Here is a 14,070-nt window from a genome sequence, read left to right as displayed (position 1 = left end):
CTAGAAGCCGATTCCCAGGCCCGCGCCGGTGCGGACCAGCACATGGCCGCGGGGGCCGCTCAGGCGGAACCAGCGGCCGTTCCGGAAGACCTTCTGCTGTGCGTCGCCCAAAATTCCGTCGCCCAAAAATCCGAGGCCGAAAGCTGCGAAGGCTGCACCTGCGGGAAGGCCTCCACCTCCGGGAAGCTCGCGGCCCCACACGGCTGCCCTGGCACTGTTGACCACTGCGGCACCTGCCAAAGCCGGAATAACGCCGGCCACCTCGGCAATGCCCGCCTCAGCCGCTGACTTGAGGTCGGCGTCGAGAATTGATCCTTGGGCTTCCCAACCTGAGCGGGGCGCGCCAACGCCGGCCCAGGACTCCGAAACGGTCGACGGCGGGATGGGGAGTTCGACGTCATCGGCACTTGAGCGCGCCAACCGGTCCATGACCGAAGACAGCGTCACCGTGACATCGGCGTGGGCATCCTCAGCCAGGGCCATGGTCCGCAGGCCGAGGATCGTCGGGGTGGACTCACCCAGGATGCGAGGGCGAAGGACGCACACGTAGGCGGCCAGAACACTGCCCGCGGCCTGGAGGCGGATGGCTCCGTCGTCGATGCTCTTGGCGCGCGTCACGAAGGTTTTCAAGTCAGCGAGGTCGCGGGGATCGGCGAAGCGGAAGGACTGGGTCAAGACGTCTGTCACATCATCGACTCTACCGGCATGTCCCCGGTTGAGAGGGGTCGGGGCGGCGTCTAAAGTCGAACCATGACTGAGACGAACGCTGGCCTTGAAGTTCAAGCACCCGCAGAAGACCCCATGGATGTGCTGATCGGCCTGCTGGACCTTGGTGATTTTGACGGTGCCCGGACCAATGAGGATATCTTCCTTGGCCCATCCCAGAAGCAGCCCCGGCACCGGGTTTTTGGCGGCCAGGTTTTGGCGCAGTCGATGATGGCCGGCATGCGCACCGTGGAACCGGACAGGGTGGCGCACTCCATGCACGGCTACTTCCTGCGTCCCGGTGATGCCAACAAACCGATCACCTTCGGAGTGGAACGTCTGCGGGACGGGCGTTCCTTCTCTGCCCGGCGCGTTCACGCCTACCAGGACGGCGTGCCCATCCTGTCCATGATCGCCTCCTTCCAGGTTGAAGACACCGGACTGGACCATCAAGCCACCATGCCCGAGGGCATCCCGGACCCTGAATCACTGCCCAGCACCGCGGAACTGCTCTCGCACTTCGACCACCCCATGGCGCGGCATATGTCATCCGAGCGCCCCTTCGACGTCCGTCACATCGATCCGGCACTGTACGTGTCCGCTCCCACCGAGCACGTAGCCCGCAACGCCGTGTGGATGAAAACCATGGGTCCCCTGCCCGATGACCCCAACCTTCACCGGGCAGCATTGGCCTACGCCAGCGACTACACGCTGCTCGAGCCCATCCTCCGCGCCCACGGTCTAGCATGGATGACGCCCGGAATGAGCGTCGCCAGCCTCGACCACGCCATGTGGTGGCACCGTCCCGTGCGGGTGGACGAATGGATGCTCTACGTCCAGGAATCACCCAGCGCCCAAGGTGCACGCGGGCTGGCCACGGGCCGCATCTTCAACCGCGACGGCCTGCATGTTGCCACTGTCGCCCAGGAAGGCATGGTCCGCATCCCCTAGGCTTTCGGGCTCCGGCGTTCTGCCGGGAGTCCACGCCGGGGCGTTAAACCGGAAAGGCCGGCCCCTGAGGGGCCGGCCTTTCTACGTATGTGCCTTCACTACGGGATTCTAGTCGCGGGTCAGGCGGCGGTGCGTGACGCGGTGCGGCTTGGCGGCATCGGGGCCGAGTCGCTCCACTTTGTTTTCCTCATAGGAGTCGAAGTTACCCTCGAACCAGTACCACCTGGACGGGTTTTCCTCGTCGCCTTCGTAGGCCAGGATGTGGGTAGCTACCCTGTCCAGGAACCAACGGTCGTGCGATACCACTACGGCGCAGCCCGGGAATTCGAGAAGGGCGTTCTCAAGGCTGCTCAGGGTTTCGACGTCGAGGTCGTTGGTAGGTTCGTCAAGCAGCAGCAGGTTGCCACCCTGTTTGAGGGTCAGCGCCAGGTTCAAGCGGTTACGCTCACCACCGGAAAGGACACCGGCCTTCTTCTGCTGGTCCGGTCCCTTGAAACCAAAGGCCGAAACGTAGGCGCGCGAGGGCATTTCCACCTGGCCTACCTGGATGTAATCCAGGCCTTCCGAAACAACTTCCCAGAGGGACTTGTTGGGATCGATGCCGCCACGGGACTGGTCGACGTAGGAGATCTTCACGGACTCGCCGATCTTGAGCTCGCCGTCGTCCAACGGCTCCATGCCGACGATGGTCTTGAAGAGCGTGGACTTACCAACACCGTTGGGGCCAATCACGCCCACGATGCCGTTGCGGGGCAAGGAGAACGACAGGTCCTCGATCAGGACGCGATCATCAAAGCCCTTCTTCAGGTTCTTGGCTTCGATCACCAAGGAACCCAAGCGCGGTCCCGGCGGAATCTGGATCTCTTCGAAGTCCAGCTTGCGCGTGCGCTCGGCTTCGGCAGCCATTTCCTCGTAGCGGGCCAGACGGGCCTTGGACTTGGTCTGGCGGCCCTTGGCGTTGGAGCGCACCCACTCAAGTTCCTCGGTCAGGCGCTTGGACAGCTTGGCGTCCTTCTTGCCCTGGACCTCGAGGCGGGCCTTCTTCTTCTCCAGGTACGTGGAGTAATTGCCCTCATACGGGTACAGGTGGCCGCGGTCAACTTCAGCGATCCACTCAGCTACGTGATCAAGGAAGTAGCGATCGTGGGTCACGGCGAGGACAGCACCGGGGTACTGGGAAAGGTGCTGTTCCAGCCACAGCACGCTCTCAGCGTCCAAGTGGTTGGTGGGCTCATCGAGGAGCAACAGGTCAGGCTTCTGGAGCAGGAGCTTGCACAGAGCAACGCGGCGGCGCTCACCACCGGACAGGACAGTGACATCGGCATCGGCCGGAGGACAACGCAATGCGTCCATGGCCTGTTCGAGCTGGGAGTCAATGTCCCAGGCGTCAGCGGCGTCAATGGCTTCCTGAAGCTTGCCCATTTCATCCAGGAGCGTCTCGTAATCCGCGTCCGGGTTGGCCATTTCCTCGGAGATCTCATTGAAACGCTGGATCTTGCCGTAGATCTCGCCTACACCTTCCTGGACGTTGCCCAGGACAGTCTTTTCCTCGTTCAGCGGCGGCTCCTGCAGGAGGATACCCACGGTGTAGCCGGGGCTCAGGCGGGCCTCGCCGTTTGACGGGGTGTCCAGTCCGGCCATGATCTTCAGGATGGTGGACTTGCCAGCACCGTTCGGTCCGACGACGCCAATCTTCGCGCCAGGGTAGAACGACATGCTGACATCGTCCAGAATAAGTTTGTCGCCAACGGCTTTGCGAGCCTTGGTCATCGTGTAAATGAATTCCGCCATGCCCTTAAATCTAATGGCTAGGCCTGCTTAACTCACATTCGTGCCCCACGGCGTCGCTAGCGGGCGTCTCCCACGAAGCATTTGCCGGTAGCCAGGACGGGCAGGACCGACACTACGACTCCGCCGTCACGGATCTGCCCCATGACGCAGCTCTTGCCTGCTAAGGCCGCAGCCTCCATCGCATCCACGTCCAGGCCAGTGGGCGTACGGCTGACAGAGACTTCTACATTGGCCTTCGGGATCCCGGCGGAGACCAACGCCGCACGCAGAGCTTCCTGGTCCGGTTTGGGGTTGGCGGCCACGAGGCTTTTCAGCGTGGTTTCCATTGTTGTGGTCGTTGCGGCAACGGCCGGGTCGACGGGCGCTGTGCCCTGCGCGGAAGCGGAAGGCGCCGGATTTGTTCCCGCCTGTGCCGGGGACGCCGGAGTTGCCGAGCAGCCGGTCATCGCCACCACTGCGGCCACTACCAGCGACAACGCGGATCCGCGGATTCTTCCGGCCCTTGCTGACTTGCCGTCCGACGGCGTCGTTCCCCTGCTTATCACTTAGCCATTGTGCCATTCACGTGGCGCGATGACCGGCGTAGCGTTCAGATGAAGAGGATTTAGTTGTCCCGATTGCGGAATGGAGAACACCACCATGAGTGAGCAAACCCCTGATGCCGTTGCATCAACCACCATCGACGCCGCGCCTGAAAAAGTCTGGGAGGCACTTACCGACCCCTCCCTCATCAAGGAGTACTTCCTGGGAACCAACGTGACAACATCCTGGCGGGTCGGAGAGCCGATTACGTACTCGGGCGAGTACAACGGCACCGCGTATGAAGACAAAGGCATAGTCCTTGCCTTCGATCCCCCTAAGCTGCTGAAGACCACGCACTACAGTCCCGCTTCGGGGCTTCCTGACGTTCCCGCGAACCATCACACCGTGGAATATGACGTTGCCGGCGCCGATGGCCGAACAACCGTGACCATCACGCAGGGCAACAATTCCAGCACCGAAGAAGTTGCACAGTCCACCAAGACATGGACGCTGGTATTGGGGAACCTCAAGGAGTTCCTTGAGTCGAAGCAATAAAGAGAGCATCCCCCTGGAATCGTGTCCAGGGGGATGCGGCGGTGCCCCAGGAGGGAATCGAACCCCCGACCGGCGGATTAGAAGGCCGCTGCTCTATCCCCTGAGCTACTGGGGCGCACTGGCATCCCACCGCTGTGGGCGGCGGGCGCCACAAAGAGTTTACAGTGCGATCGCGGTATGGCCAGCCATGTCCGCACCGTTGTCGTCCCGCCCTCCACAGGGGCATCTTCGCCCGGGGTTATGCACATAGGCGAACGGGGCACTGCTTTGGTCGACCTTGCTGGACGAAGCTGAAGGAGCCGGACAGGCACTTCCTACATCCAGAAGGACCATCAATGAATGACATGATCACCGTTCGGGGTTTTGTGGCCTCGGAGGTTAAGAGTTCCACTACTACCCGGGGCACGGCAACCGCATCCTTCCGCTTGGGAACCACCGAACGACGATATGACCGGGCGAACAACACTTGGGTTGATGGCAACACCAATTGGTACACCGTGCAATCGTTCCGGTTCCTCGCCGGGCATGTGGGGTGCAGCATCAAAAAGGGACAGCGCGTTTTGGTCGCGGGAAGGCTGCGGTTGAGGCAATGGGAACATGAAGGCCGCGTCTATCATGTGGCGGAGATCGATGCCGAGTCCGTGGGGCACGACCTCATGTGGGGCTCTGCCAACTTCACCCGCATGAGCGGCACCTCGGCCCCAGCGGACTCCACCACTGCAGACTCCGCTGCGGCCGGCATTTCGCCATCGGACCAGGCCTTGGCCGACCCGGCATCGGTCAGCGCCGGGAGCAGCAGCGAGTGGGAGGCAGAGGACGCTGAACAAGCTCCCCCGGGGGACGAGTCAGTGCCGGCCGGGATGGACGATCCCGAGGGAACAGGCCCTTTGATGGTGAACACCACGACAGGAGAGCTGGTGGGCGCAGGCGTTTGAACGAGCTGTTCCGGAGCAAGGGCGAACCATCCGGTGCTGGGGCCGGTGGTTCGCCCTTTGCCGGGGACACGCATCCGGGCCGCTGTCAGGGCGGTCAGTTGTTGCATGGCTGCACCGCGAAATCGCCACAGTGGTGTATCCAATTTACGGCAGTGTCAGGATCAATGGACCGTCAGCGGTGATGGCAACCGTATGCTCGCTGTGGGCCGCCCTCTGTCCGTTCGCCGATCGCAGGGTCCACTCGTCTTCATCGTGGTAGTAATCGTCCTTTCCACCCAGAATCAGCATGGGCTCGATGGCAATAACCAGCCCTTCCTCGAGCTTCATGCCCCGCCCCGGCCTTCCGATGTTAGGCACCGGTGGTTCTGCGTGCATGGTCCGGCCGATACCGTGTCCGCCGTGATCGGCCAGCAGCCCGTACCCTGCCCGTTTGGCTTCACCACCAATGGCGTAGGCGAGGTCACCCATTCTGTTGCCCACACGGGCGGCTTCCACGCCCCTTGCAAGGGCGGCTTCGGTTGCATCAATGAGCTGCTGATCCAAGGGATTACCCTCCCCCACTATGAAGCTGACGGCTGCGTCTCCGCACCACCCGTCGAGAAAGGCACCGCAGTCAACACTCAGGAGATCGCCGTCTTCAAGCACGTAGCCGTTCGGGATCCCGTGGACTACGGCGTCATTGACACTGGCACAGATCACGCCGGGGAATGGGACGGCAGCCCACCGGGGGTGATAGTCGAGGAATGCCGGCCTGGCCCCGGCGTCGGACATCACTGCCGCCGCGACGTCGTCGAGTTCCTTGAGGGAGACGCCCACTGCAGCGTGCTCCTTCACCGCGGTCAATGCGTTGGCCACCACGCGGCCGGCCTCGCGCATCAGCTCTATCTGCTCGGGCGTCTTCAGCATTGACATCCAAGGTCCTCCGTTGCTGGGCATCCTTCAGGGGGTTTGCGCGGCCGACTGCTCCACCCTGCCCACTTTACGGCCACACGGCAAGGCCTTGGCGGTGCCCAAGCGTTGTCCGGAAGACGAACGGTGCCCCACCGGTCCTACAGTTGACGCATGACCAAGGAACTGGTGGAATCAATCCGCTCCTCGCTCCGCGACGCGGGCGACGCTGAACGGGCCGTTGGCGCCCAGGCCTACATGAAGTCGGAGATGCCCTCGCTCGGTGTCAGGGTCCCGGAGGTGCGAAGCGTCGTCAAAGCCGCAGCAAAGGAATTTCCTCCCTCAACCCCACCAGAACTGCGGGGTGCAGTCCTGCAGTTGTGGCGCGAAGCGAAGGCACGGGAGGAACGGTATGCAGCCATTGACTTGACGGGCCTGAAGCTGGTGAAAGAGGACCTGGAGATGCTGCCGGTCTACGAGGAAATCATCCGGACGGGAGCCTGGTGGGACCTCGTCGATGGAGTGGCGCACCGGATCTGCGCGCTGTTGCTTGCCCATAGGCCAATCATGACGCCCCTGCTCCTCGGCTGGGCCAGGGATCGGGATATGTGGATCCGCCGTGCCGCAATAACTGCCCAGTTGGGGGCAAAGACCAGGACCGATCACGCCCTGCTGGCCGCAGTTATCAACCACAACATGGACGACAAGGAATTCTTCATCCGCAAGGCCATCGGTTGGGCGCTGCGCGAATACAGCAAGTCAGATCCTGAATGGGTACGGGCGTTCGCTGCGGACAACGCAACATCGCTGAGCCCATTGTCCCTGCGCGAGGGTACCCGGCTTCTGTCGTCCCGCTGATTCCGCGCAGCAACGTCAACCCGGCTCAGATGATGGGACGGAGGCCTGGTTCATCCTGCTTGCGGAACAAGCTCTTGGTTTTCGGGTCAACGAAGATCAAGTACACGGCGAAGAGCAAGGCAATGATGGCGGCCGCGTTCCGGGCCAACGTCAGGGCGAGGCCGAGGTCTTCACTCTGGAGGTACGGGAAGACATCCAACTGGTCCGAAATGGCGTAGACCATAAAGAACGACACCACGAAGTAGACGGCTTTGACCTGCCAGTCATTGCGGATACCGGTAACTGCGAACAGCGGAATCAACCACACCACGTACCAGGACTGGATCATCGGCGCCAGAATCACAATGGCGGCAAATGCCAAAGTGAGCCGGCGCATGAGGCGGTCGTAGTCACCACGGAAGACCTGCCAGGCGATAGCGCCCACCATCAAGATCTTGCCGGCATCGTAGACCCATTTGGCCATGCCCCAGCCGTCCAGCCCGAAGACGTTGAAGATCGAAGCCACCACCAGTCCGATCAGGCCGATGGGGGCGTACCAGATCCAGACACTGCCGGGGGCTGACAGGCCGTTGATCCAACCGAATCCGAATCCATTGACCATGCTCATGGCATACAACAGTCCGAAGCTCAGCCCGGCAGTCAAGAACCAGAAAAGGAACTTACGTGGCCAGGATGCCCCCTTGCCTGCCCACAAGAGCCCAATGAACGGAAGGAACACCACCGTAATCGGCTTCACGGAGATGGAGAGGGTCACCAGCACCAACCCCAGGATCACACGGCGTGTTGCGCAGTAGTACAGGCCCGCGAGAGCCAGGCCGATCATGAGCGCGTCATTGTGGACGCTGGCTATGAAGTTGGTCAGGAAGAGCGGGTTTGCGGCCGTCAACCACAGCGCCCTGTGCGGGTTTACTCCATGGAGCTCCGCAAGCTTGGGCACATAAATGATGCAGAGAACGATGCCCACCAGGGCAACCAGCCGGAAGAGCATGATGCTTGCTTCGGGTTGGACATTGGTCACCCAGACCACGAACTGCTCGATCCACAGGAACAACTGCCCGTAGGGCACAGGCGCTTCTGTCCACATCTTGTCCGCGCCCAATTGGAAGTAATTGGGCAGCGCGGAAATCCCATTCTCGTAGGGATTGATGCCTTCGACCATCAGGCGGCCTTGACCGATGTACGCGTACACATCCCTGCTGAAGAGGGGAACTGTGAACATCATGGGCAAACCCCACGCAGCCACGGCCTGGAGCGTTGCTTTCCTGGCTTCCAGTCCCCACACCCGGACGCGCTGGCCGAGTCGTAGCCAAGCCCGGACGAGCAGCATTCCCCCCACAGCCAGCAGGACAATTGAGAGGGCGACGCCCACGCCTTCAGTACGCATCCAGATGAAGAGCGGCAACCGCCGGAGTTCCGAAACCGGAGCTAACCAGCCCACACCCAGGGACCCGAAAACCATGAACATGGAGCCGATGAAACCGGCGATCAGTGGCGACCGGGCATTATCAACCTCGGCAGCAGCATTCGCCGTCGGCGCTGCTGTCCCTGCCTTCTGGGCGGCGGGTACTGGCACCGTCATGTGGTCGTCATCCAATCGTTCACCCGGTATATCCGGGAGAAATTCAGCGTCTTTGGGGCTTTCAGCGACAGGAAGAAAAAGACACTGCCGCGCTCAAAAATCGTACCATCAGAGCATTCCGAAGCGCCTGAAGGATAGGCTGGGCGCGTGCCTATTACTAATGAACGCATCGTCTGGATCGACTGCGAAATGACCGGCCTGGACCTGAAGAACGACGCCCTGATCGAAGTTGCGGCGCTGGTGACCGATTCCGAGCTCAATATCCTGGGCGACGGTGTCGACGTCGTTATCAAGCCCGACGATGCCGCCCTGGAACAAATGAATGATTTTGTACGGGACATGCATACCCGCTCCAAACTTCTTGATGAACTTCCCTACGGGAAGACCATGGCCGAGGCTGAAGCCGAGGTTCTTGAGTACATCGAGAAGTGGGTTCCCGATCCCCGCAAGGCGCCCTTGGGCGGAAACTCCGTGGGAACGGACCGGATGTTCCTGGCCAGGGACATGCCAAACATCGTCGAACACCTCCACTACCGCGTCATCGATGTCAGCACCATCAAGGAGTTGTCGCGGCGGTGGTTCCCGCGCGCCTACTTCCAGTCACCTGCCAAGCACGGCGGACACCGGGCACTTGGCGACATCAAGGACTCCATTGACGAACTCCGCTACTACCGGCAAGCCGTCTTCGTGCCCGCTCCCGGACCGGACACTGCTACGGCACAGCGCATCTCCAAGGACGTCGTAGCCACCGCAGAGACCTTGGGATCCACCGAATCAGTGTGATCTGCACCATTTTTCAAGGTTTTTTCGCCAAAACCGGCAAAAGTGGACTTTGCACCCCAAAACAGCAGGTAAGCTATTTGTCGTTGCCTTGAAGGAAAGCCGGTCAAACGGTTCAGCCCCAAAAGGCACATGGTGGGCTTAGCTCAGTTGGCAGAGCGCCTGGTTGTGGTCCAGGAGGTCGCGGGTTCAACCCCCGTAGCTCACCCCACCGAGATTGGCTGCAGAGCCGGTTTCCACAAAGGCCGCACCGGTTATCCGGTGCGGCCTTTGCTTTTAACTTCAGGCGCACCTGTACCGCCCTGAACCTCAGTGATCGATAAGGAAGACCTGACATGACCGTCCTGCCAGTCACCATTTGGGGCGAACCCGTATTGCATCGCCGGGCCAGCGAAGTGGAGGTTTTCGACGACGAACTCCGCGCGCTCATCGCGGACATGTTCGAAACCAACGACGCCGCCAACGGCGTGGGTCTCGCAGCCCCCCAGATTGGCGTAGGCAAGCGACTGTTCGTCTACAAGTACGCCAATGATGACGACGTTCCCGAACAGGGCGTGGTGGTCAACCCCGTCCTTACCCTCTCGAAGGTTTCTGGGGCTCTTCCCGATCCTGATGAGCACGTGGAGGGTTGCTTGTCCTTCCCGGGTGAGTACTACCCGCTGCAGCGGGCTGAGTGGACGCGCGTCCAGGGCTTCGATGGTGATGGCAACCCGGTGGACTTTGAAGCGACCGGCTGGTTCGCCAGGATCCTGCAGCACGAGTACGACCATCTGGACGGCAAGCTGTACGTCAACCGGCTGGTGGACAGGTACTCAAAGAAGGCCCTCAAGCAAGCGAAGAAGCACGGCTGGGGCGTTCCGGGATTGACCTGGATGCCTGGCGTCGATCCCGACCCCTTCGGACACTAAGCCATGGCTTCAACAACGCACGCTGAGCTGTTCGAACTCCTGGACATTACCGGCGAAGACGCCGAAGAATGCACTGCCCTGTTGGCAACCCAACCCAGTGAAGCGGTGCTGTTCGCCGTGGCCGCCATGGAAGAGCGGCTTGGCACCTTCCCGCTGGACAGCATCAAGGCCGATAACGCCAGTGAGACAGTTTGGATCGAAGCCCTGCTCCGCTTCTCCCCCACTGTCCACAATTATCATCTGGGCCTGGGTATCAGTCCGGAGGCATCGGCAGCATCATTGGCCGACGTAGGACTGCAACTGCGGATTAACCGCCGCGTCCACGGCCACTTCGGCCTCGACACGTGGGCCTGGCTGACTCTGCACATGGCCGGGAATCTGTTCAGGCTTGGACGGCTGCAGTTCCATTTGGTCCGCAGTTCGGAGGAACCAAACCACTCGGGCGCGCCTACGGCGGATCAAGGCTGGGTGCTCGGCGTGCACATTCCCGAGGACGGCGGACTCTCCCCCGCACTGGTGGATGCAAGCCTTGCCGAGGCAAAATTATTCTTCCCCAGGTACTTCCCTGATAAACCTGCATCAGCAGCAACGTGTGATTCCTGGATGCTGGATCCTTACCTTGCCGAGCGACTCCCGGGCAGCAACATTGCCTCCTTCGCGCGGCGCTTCACGGTGGACCGGTGCTCTGATGCCCCCACCGACGCCGTCTATTTCACCTTCCGGCAGCGCGGACTCCAGGACTTGGACAAGCTCCCCAGGGACACCTCACTTCAGCGGGTGGTCCTTGAAAGAATCGACGACGGCGGCACCTGGCAGTTGGGGCACGGTCACCTCGAGCTGTAGATCGTCTGTTGACCCGGGCAGGAGGAGAGAACGCCTTTCATGGCGTCCTTCTCAGCCTGGGTCACCCAGAGCTTATAAGCGGTCTTCACGGAAATTTGCCGGGCTACATAGTGGCAGCGGAAGTTCTTGTTCGCCGGCAGCCAGGTCGCGGCATCGCCTGCGCCCTTCTTGACGTTCGCCGGCCCGTCCGCCGCAATCAGGTTCAAGGGATCATTGGCCAATATCCGGCGTTGCTGCAGGGTCAGCTGCTGTGCACCTTTTTGCCAGGCGTCAGCCAGCGCAACCACATGGTCTATTTGGACGGACGAACTGGTGTCCTGTCCTCGTCGGAAGGTAACCTGTGCGCCGGTGTAGGGTTCGTGGAACGTGCCGGCGGCCACCTTGCAGGAAGATCCCTCGGTGAACTCGACCGCAGAGAGATCACGCCGCAGGATGTCGTTCCTGGTATCGCATCCATTTCTGTCGGCATCGGCCCAGGCCTGTCCGAAAGCTGCCCGATCGTAGTTGGACTGGGGAGCCCGGCCCTTGACCGGAAGTCGATCCAAGGCCTCAGCGGCGTCCCCTGCAGCCACCGGTGCGGCTCCTTGTACGGGCTTCATCCAGAGGGGGTTGTAGACGGGAGCTTCACTGGGTCCCGCCAGCGACGGACTTGCGGCGTCAAATTGGCCCGTGCTGAAGAACCAGGAGAGTCCGCCCACGACGGTGACGGCAGCCAGCGCAAGGATTGTCCATGCTTGCCGGGATCTGCGGCGGGCGCGCTTGTAGGCGGACCAGGTGATACTCAAGGGACTCCATCCAGTGGGGGCAGGCAGGTCCTACGAGCGTAGGACAAGGCCCCGACAGAAAGAGCCGGTATCCACAGTGTGTAGGAGAAGTCACACCGTGAGGGCTGAATTCCGGGTTTATTGCTCGCGCATCACGCGCTGCAAATCCTCTGTTGCTACAGCGAGGAGTCCGCGCAGTTGCTCAACCCGTTGGTCCGGGACGTCACCGGAGGCATTGGCTGCGACAGCCTGATCCAGGAGTTTTTGGGCTTGTTTGTGATTGGCGCGGGCCACATCAAGCGCATGTTCCAGTGTGGTTTCGTGCTCCAAAGTCGATTCGTTTTCCATGAACCCATTTTGGTCAGGTTTCCCGGCCGATGCCAGTGACACAGCCGGGAAACCCGTGAATACTTCCGGAGTGCCTAGGCGCCGGCCGCTTCGAGAACCGCGATCGGAGCCACAACGTCGCGCGCCGGGAACGACGGCGGGTTGACGCCTGCCATCTCCTCCATGACGCGGACTACCTGGCAGGAGTACCCGAACTCGTTGTCGTACCAAACGTAGAGAACAAGGTTCTTGTCGTTGGAGATCGTGGCGAGTCCGTCGACAATGCCGGCGCGGCGTGATCCGACGAAGTCCGTGGAGACAACATCGGGAGAATCGATGTAGTCGATCTGCTTACGCAAATCCGAGTGCAGGGACATCTCGCGGAGGAAGTCGTTGACCTCATCGCGCGTGGTGCCCTTTTCAAGGTTCAGGTTCAGGATGGCCATGGAGACATCCGGCGTGGGAACGCGGATGGCATTGCCGGTCAGCTTGCCCTGAAGTTCCGGGAGAGCCTTGGCGACGGCCTTGGCAGCACCGGTTTCGGTGATGACCATGTTCAGCGCAGCGGAACGTCCACGACGATCGCCCTTGTGGAAGTTGTCGATCAGGTTCTGGTCATTGGTGAACGAGTGCACGGTTTCGACGTGTCCGTGGATGATGCCGAACTTATCGTTGATGGCCTTCAGCACCGGGGTGATGGCGTTGGTGGTGCAGGAAGCAGCGGTGACGATCTTGTCGTCGTCCGCGATATCCCGGTGGTTGATGCCGTGGACGATGTTCTTGAGGTCGCCCTTGCCCGGTGCGGTGAGCAGGACGCGGGCAGCACCCTTGCTTTGCAGGTGCTGGGACAGGCCCTCAGCGTCACGCCAGCGGCCAGTGTTGTCCACCACCAGGGCGTCCTTGATGCCGTAGGCCGTGTAGTCAACCGTGGCGGGGTTGTCCGAGTAGATGACCTGGACCTGCACGCCGTTGGCGGTGATGGTGTTGGCTTCCTCGTCAACGCGGATGGTGCCCTCGAAGGATCCGTGGACGGAATCGCGGCGCAGCAGGCTGGCGCGCTTGACGAGGTCATTCTCCGCACCCTTGCGTACGACAATCGCGCGGAGCCGCAGGCCGTGTCCGCCACCGGCTTTTTCAATAAGGATGCGGGCCAGGAGGCGGCCGATGCGGCCAAAGCCGTAGAGCACGACGTCGGTGCTGGTGCGGTCGTCAGCGCCGCGCTTGCCCACGATCTCTGCAAGCTCTGCACGCAGGTACTCATCCAGGGAGGCGCCATTGCCTTCTGCCCGGAACTTCTCGGTCAATCGTGCAATATCAATGGCTGCCGCGCCGAGTTCCAGCTCCGACAGGGCGTTCAGCAGGGGTGCGGTCTCTTCGAGCAGGAGCTCGTGGTTGCTCATCCGGCGGGCGAAACGGTGCGCCTTAAGGATGTTCATGGTGGACTTGTTGATCAGGCTGCGGCCGTGAATGCTGGTGACCACGTTGTTTTCCCGGTACAACCGGCCGATCACCGGAATCATGGCCTCGGCGAGGGCCTCCCGGCCCATCCACTTATCAAGACAAGAATCTGACGTCTGGCTCACAGAACTACCTTCCTTGGGTCAACCACATACGTCCTCGTATGCAGATGGCAGCGGCCGCCCGGAGTAGTCCTGCGGCACATG

General features: G+C 61.5%; 16 protein-coding genes and 2 tRNA genes. 9 read left to right on the top strand and 9 right to left on the bottom strand.

Annotated features, from left to right (window positions below; translation table 11 throughout):
* Positions 1-687 carry a DUF8185 domain-containing protein gene (locus AC6JA3_RS09270; protein WP_497920086.1) on the bottom strand — a complete coding sequence of 229 codons (687 nt, stop codon included), beginning with the start codon at positions 685-687 and terminating at the stop codon, positions 1-3.
* 63 nt (positions 688-750) lie between these two features.
* Between AC6JA3_RS09270 and AC6JA3_RS09265 the strand changes: the two genes are divergently transcribed.
* Positions 751-1,656, top strand: a complete 906-nt coding sequence (locus AC6JA3_RS09265) for an acyl-CoA thioesterase (protein WP_026542379.1) — start codon at positions 751-753, stop codon at positions 1,654-1,656.
* Between the two features lie 108 nt (positions 1,657-1,764).
* Here the strand turns inward: AC6JA3_RS09265 and ettA are convergent, their stop codons facing one another.
* Both ettA and AC6JA3_RS09255 read right to left on the bottom strand, forming a co-directional pair.
* Positions 1,765-3,447: an energy-dependent translational throttle protein EttA gene (gene ettA / locus AC6JA3_RS09260; protein WP_026542378.1), complete on the bottom strand. Its 1,683-nt coding sequence runs from the start codon at positions 3,445-3,447 to the stop codon at positions 1,765-1,767.
* A gap of 56 nt (positions 3,448-3,503) precedes the next feature.
* Positions 3,504-3,773, bottom strand: coding sequence for a DUF6993 domain-containing protein (locus AC6JA3_RS09255; protein WP_043433339.1), 270 nt, complete (start codon positions 3,771-3,773; stop codon positions 3,504-3,506).
* Between AC6JA3_RS09255 and AC6JA3_RS09250 the strand changes: the two genes are divergently transcribed.
* Positions 3,763-3,996, top strand: a complete 234-nt coding sequence (locus tag AC6JA3_RS09250; protein WP_043433342.1) for a hypothetical protein — start codon at positions 3,763-3,765, stop codon at positions 3,994-3,996. The two genes, AC6JA3_RS09255 and AC6JA3_RS09250, sit on opposite strands and share 11 nt — an antisense overlap.
* A gap of 90 nt (positions 3,997-4,086) precedes the next feature.
* Positions 4,087-4,524, top strand: coding sequence for an SRPBCC family protein (locus AC6JA3_RS09245; RefSeq protein ID WP_026548219.1), 438 nt, complete (start codon positions 4,087-4,089; stop codon positions 4,522-4,524).
* 42 nt (positions 4,525-4,566) lie between these two features.
* Here the strand turns inward: AC6JA3_RS09245 and AC6JA3_RS09240 are convergent.
* Positions 4,567-4,639, bottom strand: a tRNA-Arg gene (locus tag AC6JA3_RS09240).
* Positions 4,640-4,859: 220 nt separating this feature from the next.
* On the opposite strand from AC6JA3_RS09240, the gene AC6JA3_RS09235 reads away from it, so the two are divergent.
* On the top strand, positions 4,860-5,459 hold the full coding sequence (locus AC6JA3_RS09235) for a single-stranded DNA-binding protein (RefSeq protein WP_497920085.1): 600 nt from the start codon (positions 4,860-4,862) through the stop codon (positions 5,457-5,459).
* A 144-nt stretch (positions 5,460-5,603) separates the two neighbouring features.
* Here AC6JA3_RS09235 and map read toward each other — a convergent pair whose 3' ends face one another.
* Complete coding sequence (gene map / locus AC6JA3_RS09230; RefSeq protein ID WP_497920084.1) at positions 5,604-6,371, bottom strand: type I methionyl aminopeptidase; 768 nt, start codon at positions 6,369-6,371, stop codon at positions 5,604-5,606.
* Positions 6,372-6,521: 150 nt separating this feature from the next.
* Here map and AC6JA3_RS09225 point away from each other — a divergent pair, with 150 nt between their 5' ends.
* Positions 6,522-7,205 carry a DNA alkylation repair protein gene (locus AC6JA3_RS09225; protein WP_026542373.1) on the top strand — a complete coding sequence of 228 codons (684 nt, stop codon included), beginning with the start codon at positions 6,522-6,524 and terminating at the stop codon, positions 7,203-7,205.
* 25 nt (positions 7,206-7,230) lie between these two features.
* On the opposite strand, the gene mptB is transcribed toward AC6JA3_RS09225, so the two are convergent.
* A complete protein-coding gene (gene mptB / locus AC6JA3_RS09220; RefSeq protein WP_026542372.1) occupies positions 7,231-8,784 on the bottom strand; it encodes a polyprenol phosphomannose-dependent alpha 1,6 mannosyltransferase MptB in 1,554 nt (517 codons plus the stop codon).
* Positions 8,785-8,931: 147 nt separating this feature from the next.
* On the opposite strand from mptB, the gene orn reads away from it, so the two are divergent.
* The 4 genes from orn (at position 8,932) to AC6JA3_RS09200 (ending at position 11,315) form a co-directional block, all read left to right on the top strand.
* Entirely contained in the window at positions 8,932-9,567 is a 636-nt protein-coding gene (orn, locus tag AC6JA3_RS09215; protein ID WP_081733398.1) for an oligoribonuclease, read from the top strand.
* Positions 9,568-9,699: 132 nt separating this feature from the next.
* Positions 9,700-9,775: transfer RNA gene (locus AC6JA3_RS09210), tRNA-His, on the top strand.
* Positions 9,776-9,899: 124 nt separating this feature from the next.
* Positions 9,900-10,472: a peptide deformylase gene (def, locus tag AC6JA3_RS09205; protein WP_223943237.1), complete on the top strand. Its 573-nt coding sequence runs from the start codon at positions 9,900-9,902 to the stop codon at positions 10,470-10,472.
* Positions 10,473-10,475: 3 nt separating this feature from the next.
* On the top strand, positions 10,476-11,315 hold the full coding sequence (locus tag AC6JA3_RS09200; RefSeq protein WP_497920083.1) for an acyltransferase domain-containing protein: 840 nt from the start codon (positions 10,476-10,478) through the stop codon (positions 11,313-11,315).
* Here AC6JA3_RS09200 and AC6JA3_RS09195 read toward each other — a convergent pair.
* The 3 genes from AC6JA3_RS09195 to AC6JA3_RS09185 form a co-directional block, all read right to left on the bottom strand.
* Positions 11,300-12,100 carry an HNH endonuclease family protein gene (locus AC6JA3_RS09195; RefSeq protein WP_497920082.1) on the bottom strand — a complete coding sequence of 267 codons (801 nt, stop codon included), beginning with the start codon at positions 12,098-12,100 and terminating at the stop codon, positions 11,300-11,302. The genes AC6JA3_RS09200 and AC6JA3_RS09195 overlap by 16 nt on opposite strands.
* Positions 12,101-12,217: 117 nt before the next feature.
* A complete protein-coding gene (locus AC6JA3_RS09190; RefSeq protein WP_026542367.1) occupies positions 12,218-12,427 on the bottom strand; it encodes a hypothetical protein in 210 nt (69 codons plus the stop codon).
* Between the two features lie 74 nt (positions 12,428-12,501).
* On the bottom strand, positions 12,502-13,989 hold the full coding sequence (locus AC6JA3_RS09185; RefSeq protein WP_081733397.1) for a glyceraldehyde-3-phosphate dehydrogenase: 1,488 nt from the start codon (positions 13,987-13,989) through the stop codon (positions 12,502-12,504).
* Positions 13,990-14,070 lie beyond the last annotated feature (81 nt).

It is taken from the genome of Arthrobacter sp. TmtSoilC79, assembly GCF_059739405.1.
The sequence above is the reverse complement of the archived record's forward strand: the minus strand, read 5'-3'. Positions and strand labels throughout refer to the sequence as shown.

Coding starts and splice junctions, on each gene's coding strand:
- ettA (WP_026542378.1), bottom strand. CDS start 3,447: ATGGCGGAATTCATTTACACGATGACCAAGGCTCGCAAAGCCGTTGGC.
- map (WP_497920084.1), bottom strand. CDS start 6,371: ATGTCAATGCTGAAGACGCCCGAGCAGATAGAGCTGATGCGCGAGGCC.
- AC6JA3_RS09255 (WP_043433339.1), bottom strand. CDS start 3,773: ATGGAAACCACGCTGAAAAGCCTCGTGGCCGCCAACCCCAAACCGGAC.
- AC6JA3_RS09225 (WP_026542373.1), top strand. CDS start 6,522: ATGACCAAGGAACTGGTGGAATCAATCCGCTCCTCGCTCCGCGACGCG.
- AC6JA3_RS09200 (WP_497920083.1), top strand. CDS start 10,476: ATGGCTTCAACAACGCACGCTGAGCTGTTCGAACTCCTGGACATTACC.
- AC6JA3_RS09245 (WP_026548219.1), top strand. CDS start 4,087: ATGAGTGAGCAAACCCCTGATGCCGTTGCATCAACCACCATCGACGCC.
- def (WP_223943237.1), top strand. CDS start 9,900: ATGACCGTCCTGCCAGTCACCATTTGGGGCGAACCCGTATTGCATCGC.
- AC6JA3_RS09190 (WP_026542367.1), bottom strand. CDS start 12,427: ATGGAAAACGAATCGACTTTGGAGCACGAAACCACACTGGAACATGCG.
- mptB (WP_026542372.1), bottom strand. CDS start 8,784: ATGACGGTGCCAGTACCCGCCGCCCAGAAGGCAGGGACAGCAGCGCCG.
- AC6JA3_RS09265 (WP_026542379.1), top strand. CDS start 751: ATGACTGAGACGAACGCTGGCCTTGAAGTTCAAGCACCCGCAGAAGAC.
- AC6JA3_RS09235 (WP_497920085.1), top strand. CDS start 4,860: ATGAATGACATGATCACCGTTCGGGGTTTTGTGGCCTCGGAGGTTAAG.